The sequence below is a fragment of the Sphingobium sp. BHU LFT2 genome, from assembly GCF_018604485.1.
Lineage (GTDB): Bacteria > Pseudomonadota > Alphaproteobacteria > Sphingomonadales > Sphingomonadaceae > Sphingobium > Sphingobium yanoikuyae_A.
In genome coordinates this window covers 278,525-296,499 of the sequence record NZ_JAFCGW010000003.1, presented here as the reverse complement: position 1 = coordinate 296,499, position 17,975 = coordinate 278,525, and the positions used below count along the sequence as shown (strand labels likewise).

Annotated in this window: 20 protein-coding genes and 1 pseudogene; 8 read left to right on the top strand and 13 right to left on the bottom strand. The window is 66.0% G+C overall.

Annotation, left to right across the window (positions count from 1 at the left end; genetic code table 11):
* Positions 1 to 9: 9 nt before the first annotated feature.
* The 13 genes and pseudogenes from JQK15_RS08720 to JQK15_RS27410 all read right to left on the bottom strand — a co-directional run.
* A complete protein-coding gene (locus JQK15_RS08720) occupies positions 10 to 825 on the bottom strand; it encodes an aminoglycoside phosphotransferase family protein (RefSeq protein WP_214864945.1) in 816 nt (271 codons plus the stop codon).
* Between the two features lie 447 nt (positions 826 to 1,272).
* Positions 1,273 to 3,291, bottom strand: a complete 2,019-nt coding sequence (rlxS, locus tag JQK15_RS08715; protein WP_214864943.1) for a relaxase/mobilization nuclease RlxS — start codon at positions 3,289 to 3,291, stop codon at positions 1,273 to 1,275.
* A 197-nt stretch (positions 3,292 to 3,488) separates the two neighbouring features.
* On the bottom strand, positions 3,489 to 3,860 hold the full coding sequence (locus tag JQK15_RS08710; RefSeq protein ID WP_214864941.1) for a hypothetical protein: 372 nt from the start codon (positions 3,858 to 3,860) through the stop codon (positions 3,489 to 3,491).
* 232 nt (positions 3,861 to 4,092) lie between these two features.
* The gene (locus JQK15_RS08705) at positions 4,093 to 4,740 is read right to left on the bottom strand and encodes a lytic transglycosylase domain-containing protein (RefSeq protein WP_214864939.1); all 648 of its coding nucleotides are present in this window, start codon (positions 4,738 to 4,740) and stop codon (positions 4,093 to 4,095) included.
* The gene (locus tag JQK15_RS08700; RefSeq protein WP_214864937.1) at positions 4,728 to 5,309 is read right to left on the bottom strand and encodes a S26 family signal peptidase; all 582 of its coding nucleotides are present in this window, start codon (positions 5,307 to 5,309) and stop codon (positions 4,728 to 4,730) included. The genes JQK15_RS08705 and JQK15_RS08700 overlap by 13 nt, the downstream gene beginning before the upstream one ends.
* On the bottom strand, positions 5,306 to 5,536 hold the full coding sequence (locus tag JQK15_RS08695) for a DNA-binding protein (RefSeq protein WP_214864935.1): 231 nt from the start codon (positions 5,534 to 5,536) through the stop codon (positions 5,306 to 5,308). The genes JQK15_RS08700 and JQK15_RS08695 overlap by 4 nt, the downstream gene beginning before the upstream one ends.
* 158 nt (positions 5,537 to 5,694) lie before the next feature.
* On the bottom strand, positions 5,695 to 5,994 hold the full coding sequence (locus tag JQK15_RS08690; protein WP_214864933.1) for a DUF736 domain-containing protein: 300 nt from the start codon (positions 5,992 to 5,994) through the stop codon (positions 5,695 to 5,697).
* A gap of 353 nt (positions 5,995 to 6,347) precedes the next feature.
* Complete coding sequence (locus tag JQK15_RS08685) at positions 6,348 to 6,776, bottom strand: DUF5990 family protein (protein ID WP_214865147.1); 429 nt, start codon at positions 6,774 to 6,776, stop codon at positions 6,348 to 6,350.
* 189 nt (positions 6,777 to 6,965) lie between these two features.
* On the bottom strand, positions 6,966 to 8,762 hold the full coding sequence (locus JQK15_RS08680; protein WP_214864932.1) for a ParB/RepB/Spo0J family partition protein: 1,797 nt from the start codon (positions 8,760 to 8,762) through the stop codon (positions 6,966 to 6,968).
* A 108-nt stretch (positions 8,763 to 8,870) separates the two neighbouring features.
* Positions 8,871 to 9,299, bottom strand: a complete 429-nt coding sequence (locus tag JQK15_RS08675) for a DUF2958 domain-containing protein (protein ID WP_214864930.1) — start codon at positions 9,297 to 9,299, stop codon at positions 8,871 to 8,873.
* Complete coding sequence (locus JQK15_RS08670; protein ID WP_214864928.1) at positions 9,296 to 10,273, bottom strand: ArdC family protein; 978 nt, start codon at positions 10,271 to 10,273, stop codon at positions 9,296 to 9,298. Before JQK15_RS08670 ends, JQK15_RS08675 begins: the two co-directional genes overlap by 4 nt.
* A 504-nt stretch (positions 10,274 to 10,777) precedes the next feature.
* On the bottom strand, positions 10,778 to 11,311 hold the full coding sequence (locus JQK15_RS08665; protein ID WP_017502566.1) for a DNA -binding domain-containing protein: 534 nt from the start codon (positions 11,309 to 11,311) through the stop codon (positions 10,778 to 10,780).
* A gap of 37 nt (positions 11,312 to 11,348) precedes the next feature.
* Positions 11,349 to 11,543: pseudogene (locus JQK15_RS27410) on the bottom strand (transcriptional regulator domain-containing protein); the annotation flags it as partial.
* Positions 11,544 to 12,418: 875 nt separating this feature from the next.
* Here JQK15_RS27410 and JQK15_RS08660 point away from each other — a divergent pair.
* The 8 genes from JQK15_RS08660 to JQK15_RS08625 all read left to right on the top strand — a co-directional run bounded on the left by JQK15_RS08660 (position 12,419) and on the right by JQK15_RS08625 (position 17,972).
* Complete coding sequence (locus JQK15_RS08660; protein ID WP_214864926.1) at positions 12,419 to 12,889, top strand: sigma factor-like helix-turn-helix DNA-binding protein; 471 nt, start codon at positions 12,419 to 12,421, stop codon at positions 12,887 to 12,889.
* A 148-nt stretch (positions 12,890 to 13,037) separates the two neighbouring features.
* The gene (locus tag JQK15_RS08655; protein ID WP_038293004.1) at positions 13,038 to 13,235 is read left to right on the top strand and encodes a hypothetical protein; all 198 of its coding nucleotides are present in this window, start codon (positions 13,038 to 13,040) and stop codon (positions 13,233 to 13,235) included.
* 34 nt (positions 13,236 to 13,269) lie between these two features.
* Entirely contained in the window at positions 13,270 to 13,719 is a 450-nt protein-coding gene (locus tag JQK15_RS08650; protein ID WP_214864924.1) for a hypothetical protein, read from the top strand.
* A 193-nt stretch (positions 13,720 to 13,912) separates the two neighbouring features.
* Positions 13,913 to 14,341 carry a helix-turn-helix domain-containing protein gene (locus JQK15_RS08645; RefSeq protein WP_214864922.1) on the top strand — a complete coding sequence of 143 codons (429 nt, stop codon included), beginning with the start codon at positions 13,913 to 13,915 and terminating at the stop codon, positions 14,339 to 14,341.
* A gap of 215 nt (positions 14,342 to 14,556) precedes the next feature.
* Positions 14,557 to 15,174: a GntR family transcriptional regulator gene (locus tag JQK15_RS08640; protein ID WP_214864920.1), complete on the top strand. Its 618-nt coding sequence runs from the start codon at positions 14,557 to 14,559 to the stop codon at positions 15,172 to 15,174.
* 162 nt (positions 15,175 to 15,336) lie between these two features.
* Positions 15,337 to 15,471: a benenodin family lasso peptide gene (locus JQK15_RS08635; protein WP_136185973.1), complete on the top strand. Its 135-nt coding sequence runs from the start codon at positions 15,337 to 15,339 to the stop codon at positions 15,469 to 15,471.
* A 105-nt stretch (positions 15,472 to 15,576) separates the two neighbouring features.
* On the top strand, positions 15,577 to 16,230 hold the full coding sequence (locus JQK15_RS08630; protein ID WP_214864918.1) for a lasso peptide biosynthesis B2 protein: 654 nt from the start codon (positions 15,577 to 15,579) through the stop codon (positions 16,228 to 16,230).
* A complete protein-coding gene (locus JQK15_RS08625) occupies positions 16,203 to 17,972 on the top strand; it encodes an asparagine synthase-related protein (protein ID WP_353047192.1) in 1,770 nt (589 codons plus the stop codon). Before JQK15_RS08630 ends, JQK15_RS08625 begins: the two co-directional genes overlap by 28 nt.
* Positions 17,973 to 17,975 lie beyond the last annotated feature (3 nt).

Here is a 17,975-nt window from a genome sequence, read left to right as displayed (position 1 = left end):
CTTTGCGGTTCAGGCGATACTGCCTATCCCGCTGCCACGCAGCGCCCTTTCCAGATAGCGCCTGAAAGCCCGCGTCCGACCGGTGGCATCGCGCGCCCGCAGCCAGGCCAGCGCTACGACAGGCCGCCACGCATCGATATCGCTGGCGGTGACGCCGGATGATGCCGTATGGCTTCTGCGCAACTTCCTCGCGGCCCAGTCGCGCCACAGGTTCGTCACCCAGTCGCACGGCCCGATGCCAAAGCGCATCAGCATTTCGGATCGTACCGCATCGGCCGCCGGATGCCCCGCTGCCGCCTTCGACCAGTCGATCACCATCATCCCCTGGGGCGTCATCATGACATTGCCCAAATGGAAATCGCCATGGGTAAGCGCGTCGCCATCTGGCAAGGTCTCCAGATAGGCGATGGCGGCGCTTTGCAGCGCGTTGGGCGCAGGCCCATAGGCAATATCAGTCGCCAGCACTTGCTTCAGCAACCGCAACGCCCCGCCTTTTGCCCGGTGCATAGCGGCATGAACTTCACCCATCTGGTTCAGCGCCCACCCTGCCCGCACCGGATTGCGGCGGATCCAGTCCATAACCGTTACGCCCTCAAGCCGCGGATAGACGATTCCCCGCCGTCCGTTATGATTATACTGCCCGATCGCCGCAGCCGTCGGCACGCCGCATGATGCGGCATGGACAGACGCATCGGCCTCGCGTGCGATCATCTCGTCCGACACGCTGCCTCGGAACAGCTTGAGCGCCTGCCCCCCGCCAATGTCGAACAATTCCGCGCTCGCGCCGCTAGCGATGAATGTATAGGGGACCGATGGCTCGTTCATCAGGGTCTTTTATCAGACCCTGGGGCCATGGTCATGCCGTGGATGGCAATCCTTCCAACGGATGATATCATCCTCTCCGATATGGAGCCCGGTCTGTACCCGGGTGGAGACCATTAGAATACGGTCCAATTTCTCGATCCGGTGCGTTGCGCCGACCGGATTTAGGTGGACAGGTTATCCGCCAGAGCCAAAATGGCGCAATTCAGCGTGACCCTGGCGGTGACTTTCACGATGATCCGATGTTCGGACCGATGACCCATAATGCTGACTTCGCCCATGGATGCCTTCTCTTCTGCTGTGACTTTCGGAAACATACATTGGCACATCCGATGCCGGCAGGAGGGGGGATCCACTCCATCACTTCTCAGTGGAAATCAACAGCCCGGCAGTGGGATTTTGACATGAGGGCTGTCGATAGGATCGGGAATGGGCAATGTACCAGCATCTTCATGAGATCACCGGCCCAGATCGGCCACGCCCAAACTGCCAGCTGATCCCATCTGACCGCATGATGCCGGATGCCGTCTTACCGATGTTGCGCTCAAGCACGTCGCGCCACGGCACCAACGTGAAGTCCCGCGATCGCTCGACAACAACGAAACTCCCACTTTCCAGGTCGACTCGACGTGCGATCTTTCCCTCGACCCGCTCGCCGATCCGCGCGGGTTCGAACCGTTTCCCGATTTCTTCGCCGAGCCGCTCGCCGGCGTGCTGCAATTCACGTCTCCGCAGTTTGACCAGCGCGCCGCCCCGGTAGCGAAACCCAGGCTGCTCTTCGTCCGCCAGTTGCTGCTCGACCAGCCACTGCCGCCGCGCCGCGAGCGCGGTCCGCACCTCCCGCCCATATCCCACGTCGCGCACGGCGCCATGACCACCCTCGGCAAGCGCCCTATCAAGCCAAGTCGGCGCTTCCTTAACTGCCAGTTCGTCGACCGGGGACCGCGACAGCAGTTCCAGCGTGACTGGCCGGTCGCGCTGCTGGGCTCTCGCATAGGCATCGGCGCGCGCAAGATGATCGACGGTTATCGTCCAGCTTCCATCAGCGAGGCGCTCGGGTCCGGCGCCCGCGCGCCGCATCGCCTCGAGCCGCCGGACATGGCTGGTTGCGAACGCCTCGCTGGCACCCGGATCGTGCGCCAGGTGCAGGTCGATCGAGTAGCGCCCGCCATTGGCGCGGGCGACCGCATCGACGGTGCGATCAGCCTGGGTCGCCTCGATCCGCGACGGCGCGACCCGTATCGTCGATCCTTCGGGAACCGATGGCGTGGCATCGCCCCGGCCTACATCGACATAATGGACCCGGCCATCGATCCCGTCGACCATCAGGTAATGCCGGTCGCGATGCTCATCGGAAAAGCCACGCTGGATCACCCGTCCGACGATCGGTTCTCGCAGGTCATTTGACACGACCTGCTCGACGCCGGCACGGTCAAACCTGCGGGCGGTCAGTTCTCGCTGCATGAGGCGGACGATGTCGCCCCGCTCACCCATCCGGCGAAGCGTTTCCTCCAGCCCCTCGGCCAGCCTGTAGCGTCCGCCACCTACATCGTCGGCCAGGCCCATCGCCTTGAGCTTGCGCAGCCGTCCCGCCGCGACCGACTGCTGGAAGGGATCGTTGTCGGCCGGCGACACCGTTCGGTCGACGTCCATGCGGCGGACCAGCCGGCGGTCGATCGACGTCAGCCGTTCCTGGTCGACATCGTGGCGCAGGCGCGCCTCGATCTCACGGTCGGTACGAGGGCCGAGATCGAGCGTCACAAGCTCTGAGGCGCGTTCGCGAAATCCGTGCGAAATATACTCCCGCGCGATAACCAGATTATCGCCCTGGTCATCCACTCCGCGCAGTACGATGTGGGTGTGCGGACGCTCGGTGTTGAAGTGGTCGACCGCGACCCAGTCCAGCTTCGCGCCGAGGTCCTGCTCGACCTGGGTCATCAGTCGCCGGACATAGGGCTTGAGGCCGGGATATTCGGCGCCATCTTCGGCGGAGACGATGAAGCGAAACTGATGGCGGTCGCCGGCGGTCCGCTTGAGGAAATCACCGCCATCTGCGCGGTCGGCCTCGGGACCGTAGAGTTCGCCCGGCAAGCCCTCGCGCGTCACCCCGTCGCGCTGGATATAGCGCATGTGCGCGCGGGCGGCCTGGCCGCCCTTGCCAGCCAAGCGAATCAGGCTCGCCTTCACCACGGCACGGCGCCCGCGAAAACCCGCCAGCCGGTCGCGGCTCGACAGTAATCGCCCCATGCTCGCGCCGCGCCCGATCCGACTGCCGTCGAACCGACGCGAGCGGACTCCGGTCTTCGTGCCCGCGAGGCGTGCAGCAGCGCGGATGCGTCCGCCATATTTGACGACCTTCTTGCCGTCTTTACCGCGCTGGCTGCCGAGCCTGGGGGTGAAATCATCGTCAGACATTACAACATACCCCAGTCTCGCGATTTCGGCGAGAAGATGGCTGATTTCCGCCATTCTTGCCCTGACTGTCTCGCGGTCGCGATTGCCTATCTCCAGAAAAAAGGATGTGCAGACAAAGGTTTGGCAGGGCTCGCGAGACACTGCCTTTATCTTGTTTCCCCTTTCTCCCTGCTCCCGTTTCCTTCCGCCTCAAAAATGGGGGAGAGACGACGCCGAACCGACGCCGCCTCTCCATCCGAACTGCCTGCCCATCAGTGCGCATGGACCATCCCATCGCGCGCCTCCGTTCGATCCCTGGCAACACGGCACCCGGTCATGCCGTGGGCATTCCCTTCGCCATCCACGAGCATGATGGCGGTGAACCACTGCCCGTCGAGGCGCCCACAGATGGCGACCCGGTCGAGTTCAAACCCGGCATCATCGGGGTCCTCATAGATGCCCAGCCAGCGCTCCTCGCTTCGTGCATCCCACCGGAAATCCACCTCCTCGGCCTCCAGGAAATGACGCGCCAGGCCTTCCGCCGCGCCCCGCCCGAACTCCCACTCCAGCCCTGCGACCAGCGCCGACACGACCCTGTCATTGCGTCCGGAAAACGCCGTTTCGATGTGCTGAACCATGCCCATGATGACCTCCTTCGCTGTCGTTCCCATCATCGAGAACGGCGTTTCGACGACGGCTGGCGCAGCGGCTGTCAGGGCCGATGAGCGAAGCGAAGGGTCGCGAAGCGGACGTGGGGGGAACCGATTTGCGCAGCAAATTGGAGGGTACCCGCGGGCCTTGATAGCCGCTGTGCCAGCCGCCACACTGGGCCCATCGAGACGAGCTTCCTCCCTCTCCTGGACACGCAACCTCACGTCATTGCCCCTGCGACAGGGCGACAAAGAGAGACCCTTGGGGCCGTGCATCGAGGCTATCGGAAGGCGGCGGTGCCGGTTTCTTTCGGACGGCGAAGAGCTCCTCCACCACCCGCGCCGTTGCCGAGGCCCGGTCGCTTTCCTGCGTGTCCGACGCGACGCTGGCGAGATAGCCGACGGTCTCGCGCGGAAGGCTGGCGCGACCTGCCAGATAGTCGGCATAGCGCGCCGGCCCCGCATTATAGGCCGCGAACAGCCCCGGATAGCCGAAGCGGTCGTACATCAGGCGAAGGTAGAAGGTACCTGCAAGGATGTTATCACGCGGGTCATCCGGATCGATGCCAAGGCCGAGCCGCGTGCGCATGTCCGACCAGGTCGCGGGCATGACCTGCATGAGCCCGATCGCGCCCGCCGACGACCGGATCGGACGCCCGCCCTGGGTCGTGCGGCCCCGGCTCTCGGCCTGCATCACGCGCTCGATCCAGGCGACCGGCACCCCGAAGCGTAGTGAGGCCTCTCGGATGTAGGGCCGCCATGTCGCGACCGTCGATGCAGGTTGCCCGGCCGATGACGCAGCAGTGGACTGGGCTGATATCGGCACCGGCGCGGCGAGCGCGAGGACCGCGGCCGTCCATTTCAGCGGCGCCATAGCAGCTGCGCCTTGCCGACGAGATCGGTACCCTCGCTCACCCCGACATAGCGCCCGTCGAACGAATCGGGACTGTCCATCAACAGGAAGAGTTGCTGCCGCCGCAGCATGCGACAGCCATGCCACCACGGCATGACCCGCCCCGTGGCATCGAATTTCTTGCGCCTTGCTACTGGCCGTCCATCGACGAAGACCTGGTCGCTGAGCGCGCAAACCTCGTCGCCGGCCTCGGCCGCGACACGCTTCACAAGCGGGACGTTGCGGGGGAGATAGCGCCGGACCGCCGCGAGCGCCCGGAAAGGTTCGGGCAAGCGCGCCACCACCATGTCGCCTGTCATGACGGGCGCATTTGGACTGACGAGGTAGAGCCCGATCGGGGCGCTCGCACTGGCATTCCAGAGCAGGCGCGGTGTGGGCGGAAGGACCGCCGAGCCGAGTACCAGACCCGCGCCCAGGCCGACGAGGAAGAAGCGCCAGCGGCGGCGGCGCTGCACTTCCTTGCGCAGGCGAAGCGCCTCGCCCCAGGCGAGCAGCGGCGCGTCCTTGAAGCGACTGTGACGGCCGCTCATTTGGAAATGCCCCGCGCACTCTGTTCGCGCGACCAGGCATCAAGATCGTCGATATGATATTGGATGTAGCGGCAATGGCGGCGGAACACTGGCCCAGTGCCAAGGCGTCGCATCCGCCGCAGCAGCAGCCCGGAAATCTTGAGATAGGCCGCCGCCTGCTCGGTATTGAGGAAGGGCGAGCCGCGCTTGGCGCGGGTCGCCCGGGCGATCTGGTCGTCGTCGTCCATGATGAGCCATCCTTTCGATAGAGCGACCCATGGCGATGGGTTCGCGATATCGAGGATGGCGGGCGGGATACCGGGCCGGGAGTGTCGAAACCGGCAACGGCGTTTTCGACACAGCATGAAAGGTCCCCGCGCCGGGTTCGGCGCGGGGGGCGTGGACTTCAGCGGGACCAGATGAGCTTGTGCTCGTCCTTGTCGCCCTGGGTCAGCGTCGCGTAGATCGGCGCGGGAAGCGATGGGTCGTCGAGCTTGAGGCTGAGATATTCGGCGCCGGTATCGCGGGCGGCCTTGGTCCAGCCGGCCCCGAACTCGACGCCGCCGGCACTCACGCGGTGGTCCGGGGCCTTGTCGTGGTCGCGCTCGACCGGCCGGATCGTGGCCTTGACGCGAAGCGTGAGGGTGCGGATTTCCCCGTTGTAGATGCCGTCCTCGTTGCGGGTGAAGCTGCCGATCTGTGCCATGATATGTCTCCTTCTATTGCCCGAGCGCCGCCCGATGCGGCCTCGATGGCGGTCGATCGGGCGCGTCGCGCCGCCGTGCACCGGGACGGCCGCAGCGTGAGCGAAGGACGGCGAAGCGCCTGTTTCTTGGTTGCGCGAGGAGCCCGCCAGGGCGGGGAAGAAACTGGCGCGAAGCCGTTGCTCGGACAAGGCGCGCACGCCGCCAGACCAGCCTTCAAGAGAGGCCAAGGGCGGCACGAGTCATCGGAAAAAGGAGACCCTTGCTAGCACGATCCAGGTCCGAACCACGTGCAGGATGAGGCCATCGGGGGAATTCGCCCTATCGCTTCGCCCGCTGCCAGCCTTTCCGCGTCCTAGCGCTCGACAAGTTCCCGGCGCAGCGTGGGGACCGTGGCGCAGGCGGGGCTACCATCCCTGGCGGTGCCGCAAATGGTGGTGACGATGATCCCGCCCCGCGCCGCGCACGCCAGCAGCGCCGGATCGATATCATGGATGTCGACCTTCATCCGGCGGGACCAGGGTGAGGCATGATCGCCCGCCGCCTGACCCACGCGCACATAGACGAAACGGCGCGAGGGACCTTCGCGGCGAACCTGGTCACCGAAGAATTTGGGACCGGGCCCGACCCGCACGGCGAAGTCGAAGGCGAGCGGTTCGCCATCGCCGGACCTTTGCGGATCAAGCGGGGCGCCGTCCCTGGACTGGAGGCTGTGCCACACGCCGGGCACGGGCCGGTCTATGATGATCCGCATCGCGATTTCCGCCGTGTCCGCGCGCTTCATCATCGCTCTCCCTGCTCGCGCCAGTTCGGCCCCCGAACGCTGCGCAGCCGTCATAATGCGCCATGCGAGCCTGTTCCAGCATGGATGGAGACGAAACAAAGCCGCGTGGCCGAGCCTATCGGGCGAGGCCGCGCGGCGCGATTTTCCCGCATGTGGCAGGCGGGCGCGATCGCTCCCGCCCGCCTTCGTTCATGCCGCCTGGGGCAAAGGCCTCTCCTCCTCTTCCTCCAATTCCGCGGGGCAATCCCCAGCGGCCATCCGGCGCGCGGTGGCGACCTTGGCATGGGCGTCAACCGTGCCAACGCCACCTCTCTGCGTGTAGGCAGAGGGCGGGAACTGCATCCAGCGCGGCACCCACCGCTCGACCTTGTCCCGGCCTTCCGCGCCGTCGAGATGATCGGCGATGATCCGCTTCAAGGTCTTCGCCTTCTCGCCCGCATTGGCGCTGGCGACCGTTTCCCCGGCCACCTCTGCCGTCATCCGGCCCAGCACCTCGCGGTCGCGCAGCAAGGAAAAGAGCGCTTCGTCGGCCTGCCACCAGTCGGCCATGGCGACCCCGACCTCCTCGCCGACTGCCTCCACCGCTGCCGAGCCCGCCATCAAGGTCTCGCCCATGACGACCGCAAGGACGCGCATCACCTGTTCGTCAGGCAGCGCGACAAGACGCAGGAACAGCCCGGCCACGCTATAGTCATCGCCGCTCCCGCCCGTCACGGTGGGTTCCTCGCTGCCGAAGCCGAGGCAATCCAGAACAATGCGCCGTTCCGTGTCGAAAACCGCCTCGCCCCGGCATTTCTCGACGCTCTCGCGTACCTCGTCGCTGCGCGTCGCCTGCGGTTCGGGACGTACGGTCCACAAGGGAGAGCCGACGATGGCGTGCGCCACCATCAGCCGCAGGGCAAGCGCGGGATGGCCGATCAGTGCGGCGCGCACGGCTGCATGGCGGTGCAGGTCGACATAGGTCCCGAGCGTGGACGTTAGCTCGGGCCGCTTGGCCCTGGGCGGCGCGGCGGCTTCGCCGCGCTCGATCCGGCGCGCCTCCGCGCGCGTGACATAGCCTTCGTGAAACAGGACCTCGCCGGTTCCGCGCACATCAACATAGACGCGCCCGCCCTTGCGCTTGGGGGCCTTTTCATATTCCCACGCATGGAAATGCTCGGCAGGCGGGATCACGACGACATCGGCCCAGCCCTGTGCGATATAGGCTGCGCGCGATGCCTCGATCGCTGCGTTCTGCGCCGTCCAGAAGGCGTCAGGATCGGCGAAATAGCGATCCTCGCCGAACAGGTCGGAGACGGTCGCGCCGCTGAAACCATCGATGTCGAAGAGCGCGAAGCGGGCTGGGATCGACTGGCCGCCAAAAAGCCATGCCTTTAGCTGGTGGCCTGTGGGGACATAGGCGTCGGCGTCCTCGAACAGGGCCAGCCATGCCTTTTGCTGGCTCTTGCTCGCCAGTGTCAGGTGCCTGACGGTGATCCGGTCGATCCGCTCCGCGCGATAGAGGTCGCGGATGCGCGGCAAAAGGTTGCCAAGCGCAAGGACGCGCCGGATGGAGAGTTCGGGCAGGCCGAAGGTCATGGCGATCTCCTCGACCCCGCGTCCCCCGCGCACCAGCCGGGTGAAGCTCTCCCACTGGCGCACTTCGTCGGCGTCAAGCCGGGCCATGTTCTCGATCATCGAGGCTTCGATGGCGGCGGCATCGTCGCCATCCTCCATGATCGCGCAGGGCAGGAGCAGCGCGTCGGGATCGATATCGCCCGCGTCCCGCCGTTCGTCGGCGACGATACGGCTTGCGTGGAAGCGGCGGCTTCCAGCGATGATGCCGAAGCGGCCTTCGGTATCGGGGGGACGGACGAGAAGCGACTGTATGACGCCGCGCGCGCGGATGGTCGGGAGGATGTCGGCGACGTCCGGCGCCTTTCGGCCAAAGCGCATGTTGGTCTTGTCGACATAGAGCCTGTCGAGCGGGATATGGTCGAGTTTCATGGGTCATTTGCCTTTCGTCAAAAGGTGCCGGTCGCGCTGTTTGCGATGCTCAGGACGTGACCGGCACTGAGGGTGGCGGCATGACGCGCCGCCTTGCGTCATCCGCCGTCAGGACGGTGGAAGATCAGGGTCCGCAGCCGTCTCGCCCGAAGCCGGGCCATGGCGGCGGAGCATCGCCTGCGCCCAGAGGATCGAGCCGGACCGGCGCGACCATGTCGCCCAGACGGAAAGCGGATGAGCCGTCTCGAAAGCGAGATCGCGCTCGATGGCCATGCCATAAGGCAGCGGGATGGCAGCGATTTCCGAGAGGCTGAACGTGCCGAGTTCCGGGCAACCGAAGCCAAGATCGGCAACGCCGAAAAGCGTATCGCCATCCTCGGCGAGTTCGCTCGCCAGCCATTTCGCCGCGCCCAGCGGGTTGAACAGCTTGAGAAGGGGCACGAAGTCCGGTTCGGCAAGGCCGCCGCGCAGAGCGATGTCGTGGCGAATGGCGTTCGCGCGCAGTGCCTTGCGCAGGTCATCGGGAAGCAGGATCATGCTGCGATCCTTTCCTCGGCGCGGGCGCTCTCGACCTCGCGATGGCGGGACAGCAACCAGTCGGCGGCCTTGGAGGCAGCGCTGGCGGCGCGAAAGATGGCGCGGTTGTCCTCGCGCAGGACATCGAGCCACGCGCCGAGATAATCGGCGTGACGAACGGTCGGGACGATGCCGAGCGCGGCGCACAGGAAGGCCGAGCCCATTTCCGCGATAAGTTCCTCGCGGGCATAGTCCTTGCTGCCGAAGGGATTGGTCATATCCCGGTTCAGCCGCTTCGCATGGCCGGTCGCGTGACATAATTCGTGAAAAGCCGTCCTGTGCCAGTTCACCGGATCGAAGAAGGCGGCCTGCGGCGGGACGGCGACGAAGTCGGCACCGGGCGCATAGAAGGCCTTGTCCCCGCCTATGCGGAACTCGACGCCCGAGGCAGCGATCACTTGCCGGGCGATCGGCTCGATCTCGCTCTCGTCCAATGGCACCGGATCGCCGCCAAGGTCTAAGGGGAGCCCATCACATTGGGCGACGTTGAAGAGGGTAAAGCGCTTGAGGAAGGGAACGGCGCGGGCCTCGTCACCATTTCGCGCCGCCCGCTCGGCCTCGCCCCTGGGGGTGAAGCGATCGGCATAGACCACGCTTACGCCGTGCTCGCCCTTACGGACGCATCCTCCCGCCTCGCGAGCCTGCCGAAAGGTCAGCCAGCCTTGCGATGGCCAGCCGCTTTCGATGACGGCGCACCACAGGATCAGGATGTTGACGCCAGAGTAAGGCCGGGCCGTCACGGCGTTGCGCGGCAGGCCGGTCGCGGCGTTGACGCCCAGCCCCCGGGCCTTTCCCCATGGCTGGACCCACGGGAAGCGCCCCGCCTCCAGTTCTGAGACGATGCGCGTGGTCACCTCGTCATAGAGGGTAGCGCGTTCGCCGTTCCCGCCCTTTCCGACTTCACGGGCAGCACTGCGGCTTGAAGAATTCGGCATGGCCTGTCCTTTCCGCCACCCTAAAAAAAGGCACAAAGCCTCCCCGCAAAGGCGGGGGTGGGCGGCGAAATGCGACCAAGAGGCCCGGCTCCAGCGGGTAAGGACACCGCAAGGGCGGAACGGATGTGGAGCACCCCGCAGGAGCGCAGCGGGCGGGGTTGTCCTTGGCCGCGACGGGCCTAGCCGGGAGCGCCGGCCACTCCCGCCACGCCGGGAGAGGCAAACAGAAAACGCCGCCGCGCGAACCGCGCGGCGACCATCATCCTGCGCAAGCGATCGTCACCGAAGGCCGAGACTCGCAAGGGGCTCGGGGGCGAGGGCAGCGAGCCCTGGAGCGCGGTCGTGGCCCCAACGCGATGCGCCCCTCGAACCTTCCACGGAAGCCTCCGCTGCCCCGTCATCCCTCCGGGCTGGAGATTTAGGACAGAAAGGCAATTCGCCAGCGCAGAACCAGATGCAGACATGCACGCCCGGCCCATCGAAGCAAAAGATCGACAACGCCGCTCAGCCATTCCCGTCAGGCCAGGATTGCAGGATTGCGGCAGGTCCCTTCTGGCATAGCAGGGTGCCTGCCGCCACGAGGCGGCGGACCAGCGACTTGCGGTGCTCGCCATCTCCGGGCCAGCTGCCTGGCCCCAGGACAAGCTCGGCGACGTCCCGCAGGTTCGCCCCTGCGGCGCGTGCATCTGCGGCGAGAAGCGACAGATGCTGGCGCCGCAGCCGATTCGCCTGCCCGCCCGCCCCGGCATGGAAGTAGATCCGCTGGAGCGCGGCCAACTGCGAGCCAAGCCGCTCGTCGGCGATGATTTCGAAGCTCAGCAGCACTGGTTCGGCGGGCAACCTCTCCCCGACAAGATCGATCCGCGCCACCTCCCCCAGGCAGTCGAAGGCGATATGCTCGCCTTCTGTCCCCGGGATGCTGCGCGCCCGGCGGGCCGGCGCATCGAAGCGACAGAACGCATTCGCCTCCCCAGATGCGATCCGGGCGCGCAGGACGCACGGATCGAGGACGGCAGACCAGACCGGCACCACCTGCATAGAATCCTCCCCTGGATCTTCGGCAAAAGTGCAACCCCCATTGGTGCGCCAGGGCAGCCTTGCGCGAGACCAACGGGCGGTCGTCTCGCCCGGATGGTAGATTGTCAGCGACGACCGCGCGCTCCCAGTCAGCACGATAGGCGGGGTCGCGCCGCGTCACCTCCCAGGCCAGACCGGCGCGCCCGCGACGCACCAGTGCCTCGATACGGCGAGCCAGCGGCCCGGCTATCATCGCCAGGCGGCAGGCGGCGGAGGCGCCAGCATGACGGGATGGGCCCGGCGCGGGCGCCGAGGAGATGCGGAAGGGATACGCACATTCGGGGAGCCGAAGCGGTGATCACCAGACCTATGCATATGCCCCCTTTCCGCAAGGGCAGTCGATCTCGATGCCCCAGGCGATGGCGGTGCCCGGGCCGGGCAACGACAGCGCATCCTTTGGTCATCGCGGCCTTCGCGCGAGGCGGTCACCCCCCGAAGATCGTGGCGGGGATTTCCAGCGGGCCGACCGGTCGAGCAATGAGAGGGCATCGCGTGCGTGGCGGCGCGGGGGCCAGGGGGAAGGAGATGAAAGAAATCCAGGGCTCGGGCCGCGGAGCAATCCCAAGCCATCCCTCGCCTCGAGGCCGCGCGGGTCTATAAGCCACTGCGAGCGCCAGGTTCAGGATCTCGTAGCCCGGGAACGCGCAGGAACGCTGCGGGCTGGCAGGCGAGCGGGTCCGACGTATTAACAAGCCGCACCGCAAAGATGCATGATTGCAAAGCGCCATTCATAGGGGGGGCACGCCGCGAATCACGCAATCTGTGCGCACGACCGAACCGATCAAACGGATCGGCCATCCGCCGCGGGCATATGTCTTCCCCGCGCGTCGGGGTGGCAAACCGGAGATTCGCGATCTACTATCCCTGCGGCCAGAATTGACCATAAACGGTATGGGATTGGATACGTTGGGAAAGGTGCTGCGGGCCGCTCGATCATGATGGAGCGGAGGGAGGTGCAACGCTGGTGCGAACGGCAATCAAGATGATCCTCGCGGCCCCCGCCGCGTCCATCGAGCGGGCGGCAGCCCGCCCTCTCCCCCTACTGGTCCTTGAAGGAGCGATGCAGTGATGGAGGAGGCTGAAGCCCTTGCCGACAGGCTTGCCCCCCGCCATCGCGAATGCCTGTGGCATGTCTTCCAGCTGCGGACGTCCAAGGAGATTGCGGGTGAGCTCGGCATCGGCGTCGGCACGGTGGACTCCTATATTTCAGAGGCGGTAGCAATCCTGGGCGCGCCCAACCGACGCCGGGCGGCCGAAATGCTGTTCGGCGGCAAGAATATGACGCCCCCCGGGAAATCGGGGGGCGAATTGGCGAGGGTAGCCATCGGCGCGAGCGATCCCCCAGTGCCGGGTCAAGGGTTGCAGGTCGGCGAATGGCAGGTGCTGCTTCCCTTTCGTCACAAGGGAGTAGATCGCAATGCACTCGGACTTATCCACCGCCTCTTCTGGTTCATCCTCCTCGTCCTTGCCGCCGCGGCAAGCTTCGGAATGCTGGCCGTCGGCCTCGAGGTCCTCTCCAGATTCTTCGCTGGCGAATAAATCTGGCCCGCATGCCTCGGGCCCGGGCATCGCCGCCCTCGCCAGCGATCTGCACGCCTATGAGAAGCTGCTCCAAGCCCTGTTTGCCAAAGGCGGCGAGCTTTCGACTTCCGCGATCCTGGCGCAAGTCGGCCGCAACCTGTCCCCCGTGGCCGGCCATCAGGTCCTGGCCGCCATCAGCAACGCGCAGTTGCTGACATCGAGCGCGCTCGGACAGGTCGCCGAGGCCCACCGCATGCTAGAAATGCTTGGTCGCAAGCTCGGGATCGACGTGCAAGCGTTCGGCGACGTCCTCAAGCCGCCGGCAAGCGCGATCGGCGTAGAGCCATCCGGAGCCGATGGATGAGCGGCGGCGATGATCCCGCACGTCCGCGACATCGATGACCCCGATCGCGGCCTTCCTCCTGCTGGTCACCGTCTTGGCGATCCACGCCGGCTGGCGCGGCGGCGCCCCCGAGCGTCTCGCGGCAGCGGCGATGCTGGTCGCCACGATTGCAACGAGCCTTACGAACATGCAGGGGGCCTTGGCTTTTCGCGATGTGCAGTGGTCGATCGTCTGGATCGATGCGGCGCTCCTCGCCGCTCTGCTCGCGATCGCGTTGAGGGCGAATCGCTTCTGGCCGCTCTGGGTTGCGGCGATCCAGTGCCTGGCGCTCGCTGCCCATGCCGCGCGTGCCGTCGACGCCGACATCCTGCCGCTGGCCTATTGGTGGGTCGTCGGCAAGCTGTCCTATCCGATGCTTCTCCTCCTCATCATCGGCACGGAGCGGCATCATCGACGCCGACGTCAGGGCCACCGCGATCCGGCGTGGAGCTGGATCGGCCAATGACGAGGCTCCTCGGCGGGGCACGAGGCAGTGGCGCGAACGTGACGCGGCGCAGGCAGGGTCCAACGGGCGATATCGCATGCCTCCGCGCCGCCCTGGCCCGGAACATGACCGCTCGGGATCGCGCCAGAGTGACATATCGGAGCGACGGGCGATTGCGCATTGTCCGGGAGGGACAGGATAGGGAGGCTGCCAGATGACAGGCTCGGACAAGGAGCTGCGCGCCCAGGCATGCCGGATTCTAGCCAGCATGCGCGAGGCGACGAGTGATTGCCTCGGCAGTGACTTCGCATTCACCCCGCGCCTCGACATGCTTACCCAGCTCTATCTCGCCGAGTGCGAGCATCGCGCGCTGCATGCCTGGAGCTTGTGCCTGACCTCGCAGGTGCCGGCGTCGACCGCGCATCGCAAGGTCGGCGAATTGGAGCGGGATGGCCTTGTCCTCTGCCGCCGCGGCGCGAGCCCGGAAAACGAAGCCCAGCGGAACCGGCGACAGCGCGATCACCGCTATGTACGCGTCAGTCTCACGCAGGAGGGCAGGGCAAAGATTGTCCGGCTACTTGACCGATTCGTCAACATCTGGGGTGGTGATTGCCCGAGCGACGGGGCCGACATGTCGGCATAGAGCGCAGCCCCAGCCGGCGCCGGCATGCCTCCGGGGAGGCGTCCGCGTCGACATGCGCCGATACAAGGGCAGCGCCCGCAGGATCGGCACGCGCGATCCCGCGGGCAGGTAGCCGGCGCGCCAAGCCGATACCAGTACGCGGAAGCGATACCGACAGGGCCTTAGCGAACCAGAGCGCGGGGCGCGGTGGTCCCAAGGCGTAGAATGGAGGTAGGATGGCGCCCGAGCCCATCACGGCAGACTATATATATCGTCGCATCCGGCATGAAATTGTCGAGGGCGCCTTCGCGCCCGGCACAATGCTCAAGCTCACCCGTCTCACCGATCAGTTCGGCGCGAGCGCTACACCCGTCCGTGATGCCCTGAACCGGCTGGTGGGCGAGCGTCTTGTCGTTCTGCTTCCGGGCGGCGGCTTTCGCGTCCGGCCGCTCGATGCCGACCGGCTCGCCGGGCTCTATCGTTGGCATGGCCATTTGATCGAAATCGCTCTCGAGCGTCCTTTGCCAGAGAGCGCAAGGAAAGGACTCGGCGCGCTCAAGCATGAGGCCCTGGAGCCCGGACAAGTGGCCGCAGCGTCCGAAAGGCTATTCGGCATCCTCGCATCCGTCCCGCAAAATGAGGAGCTGGAGCAAGCAGTGGCAGCAGCCTCAAGCGCATTGGCACGCGCGCGGGCCTTGGAGCATCGCCTCCTGCCTGATGTCGTCGGCGAATTCTCGCAGCTCCTCGCCTCGATCGACAGGCAGCCGATCGGCGCGGCGCGCCGAGCGATGGCCCGCTATCACCGAGCGCGCGCACAGTCGAGTTTCGTGATCAACAATATAATACAGCCATGAATATAGTCATCCAGAATATGAGGCATTCTCAATACTAATGATAATAGTCCGGCCTGCCCCGTCCCAAGGACTCTCATTCCGGCATAATATAAGTTCGCACGCGGAAAATCCGGGTCCTATTCTTCTCGTGCCGCAATCCAGCGGCTACAAGGAGTAGACGAAATGGAACGCAACAGCGAAGACCGCCGTGACGACGTCGTCGAACTCGGCGTGGTGAGCGTCGAAACCAAGGGCATCTCCGGTGGAACGGTCGATGCGCCTGCCGGCCAGGGCCTTGCCGGTATTCTCGACGACTGATCTACCCTGGCGCATTCCCGGCCGGGGATGCGCCAGGCTCCATAACCCCAAACCGCGAGGCAGGCTCTGCCTGCGACGCCCGCATGCAGGGAGCCGGAATGCATCATGGCCCGCGCGGACATATATTGGTGCGATGTCGGCGGGCGGATCGTCATCATCGACGTTGCGCGCGACATCTACCTCCAATTGCCTCAGCATCTGGTCGAGGCCCTCCACGCCCTGCGACACAGCGGCGCCCCGGCGGTTGATCCCGACGATCGGTTAGAGGCGCTTGCCCGGATAGGCCTTTGCGACGCGGATTTCGGACGCCCTGCGGAGCCGAGCCATATCACGGTACCTGCGCAGGATGGCCCGTCGCCCGCCACAGGCGACGTAGAGCGCCGACCCCTTGCGACAGGGGCGGCGATCGTGCGGATCATCGCGATGCGCCTTGCGGTGCGTCTCATTCCCCTGCGCCTTCTCATAAGGTGGGTCCGCCGCCTCCAGTCCCGCCCGTCGATGCCCATGAAGCCTGGCCGGGTAGCAGCCAGAACCGCGCTGTTCGTGCAGGCGCGGCAGCTCGTCCGGGCGCGCGACACCTGCCTCCCCGATTCGATGGCACTGCTGCATTTCCTGCGGTCGCGAAACATGTGCTGCCGCCTCGTGCTCGGCGTGCGCCTCGACCCGTTCGAGGCGCATTGCTGGGTCCAGGATCATGACATGATCCTGGGAGACACGCATGAGCGGGTCGCGTGCTTCACGCCGATCCTGCAGCTATGATGCTTGGCGCCTATCTCGGCGTGGTGACGCTGGAGCGCGACCGGCCGGCCCCGGCCCGAACCGCGGCCGATGCGGTTGCAGAGCGGCTGGGCCTGGCGCCCTGTGCCGTCTCGAGCGCTCACGCCTTGTTCGCGACAGGTCCAACCCAGAGCATCGGCGGCGTTCCTGCAGACATTCACATAGTGGGGCCGGCCTTTTCGCGCGTACCGGGCGAATCCCCGTTCATAGGGGTCGTCGATTCCAACGCCGCGCCCGCTGCCTTTCTCGAAGCGATCGAAGCGCGGTGGGGCGCTTTCGTGGCCTGGACCGGCATCGAGGGAGCGGATGCGGTGTGCATCTATCGTGATCCGTCCGCGCGCTGCCCCTGCTACTACAGGCGCTGGGGAAGCGAACTGGTGGTCGCGTCCCACTTGCCGTTCATCGAGGCGTTCACCGGTCGCGCCAATGCGATCGACTGGACTGTCGTCGAAGACGAACTGCTCTATCCAGACTTGGTCGGACGGGAGAGCGCCCTTGTCGGCATCAAGGAAATCCTGCCAGGCGAGATCCTGCATATCGGGCCCGAGGGCGTCTATCATCATGCGCTATGGAGCCCGGCCAAGTTCATCGACGCCGCAGCCCTCCCGTCTTTCGCACAGGCCCAGGACGAGGTCGCGCAGGCGGTGGACAGCGCCTGCCACCACTGGTCGCGGCAGGTCGGTCCGGTGGCCCTGACCTTGAGCGGTGGGCTTGATTCCTCGGTGCTCGCCGCGGCGCTCCCCGGCCTGCGCCATGCAATTACCTTGGTAAGCGGCACAGGGAGCGGCGATGAACGCGCATTTGCCAGCGAGGTATGCCGGCATCTCGACCTGCAGTCGCATCAACTGGACCTTTCCCCAACCGATGTCGCCCTGTCCGTGTCGAGCGCGGCGCAGCGCCCCCGGCCCTCCACGCGCGCCTTCACGCAAAGCCTCGTCAAGCATGGCAGCGCTGTCGCCCAAAAGGTCGGCGCAAGGGCGATCGCCTATGGCAGCGGCGGCGACAATGTCTTCTGCTTCCTGCGCTCGGCGACGCCGGCAAGCGACAGGATGGCAGCTCAGGGGATGGGGGCGGGATATTGGCGCACGGTGATGGAGGTCGCCGCGGTAACCGAATGCTCGCCCTTCCTGATCGCGCGGCGATCACTGCAGAAGCATCTGGGCCGCCGTCGGGGCTGGACGTGGCCTCGGGACGAGCGCCTGCTCGCTCCCGCGCTGCTCGACGCACGAACAGCGCATCCGCCGCATCCCTGGATCAACGAGTTCGCAGACCTTCCCGTCGGAAAGCGCGAGCATGTCGCGGCGATCATGCGCGGCCTTGCCCTCATCGACTATCTCGATGGCGCGGACGGCATGCCGGTTATCTATCCGCTCCTGTCGCAACCGGTGATGGAGGCCTGCCTGCGGCAGCCGACATGGCTCTGGTACGAGGATGGCATGAACCGGGCGATCGCGCGCCGCGCCTATGCCCCCAAGCTCCAGGCCAGGATCGTCCAGCGTGCCTCGAAGGGCGGTTTCACCAGCCTCGTGCGAAGCCTTTATCTCCGCAACCTCGCCGCTATCCGCGCGATGCTGCTGGAAGGCGAACTATGCGCGCGCGGGATCCTCGACCGGCGGGCACTGGAGGCCAGTCTTGCGACGGTGCCGGACGCGGGAGATCATCTCTATGTGCGGATCATGCGGTTCGTGGATGTCGAAGCCTGGCTCGCTGCCCGTCGCGGCTGACCC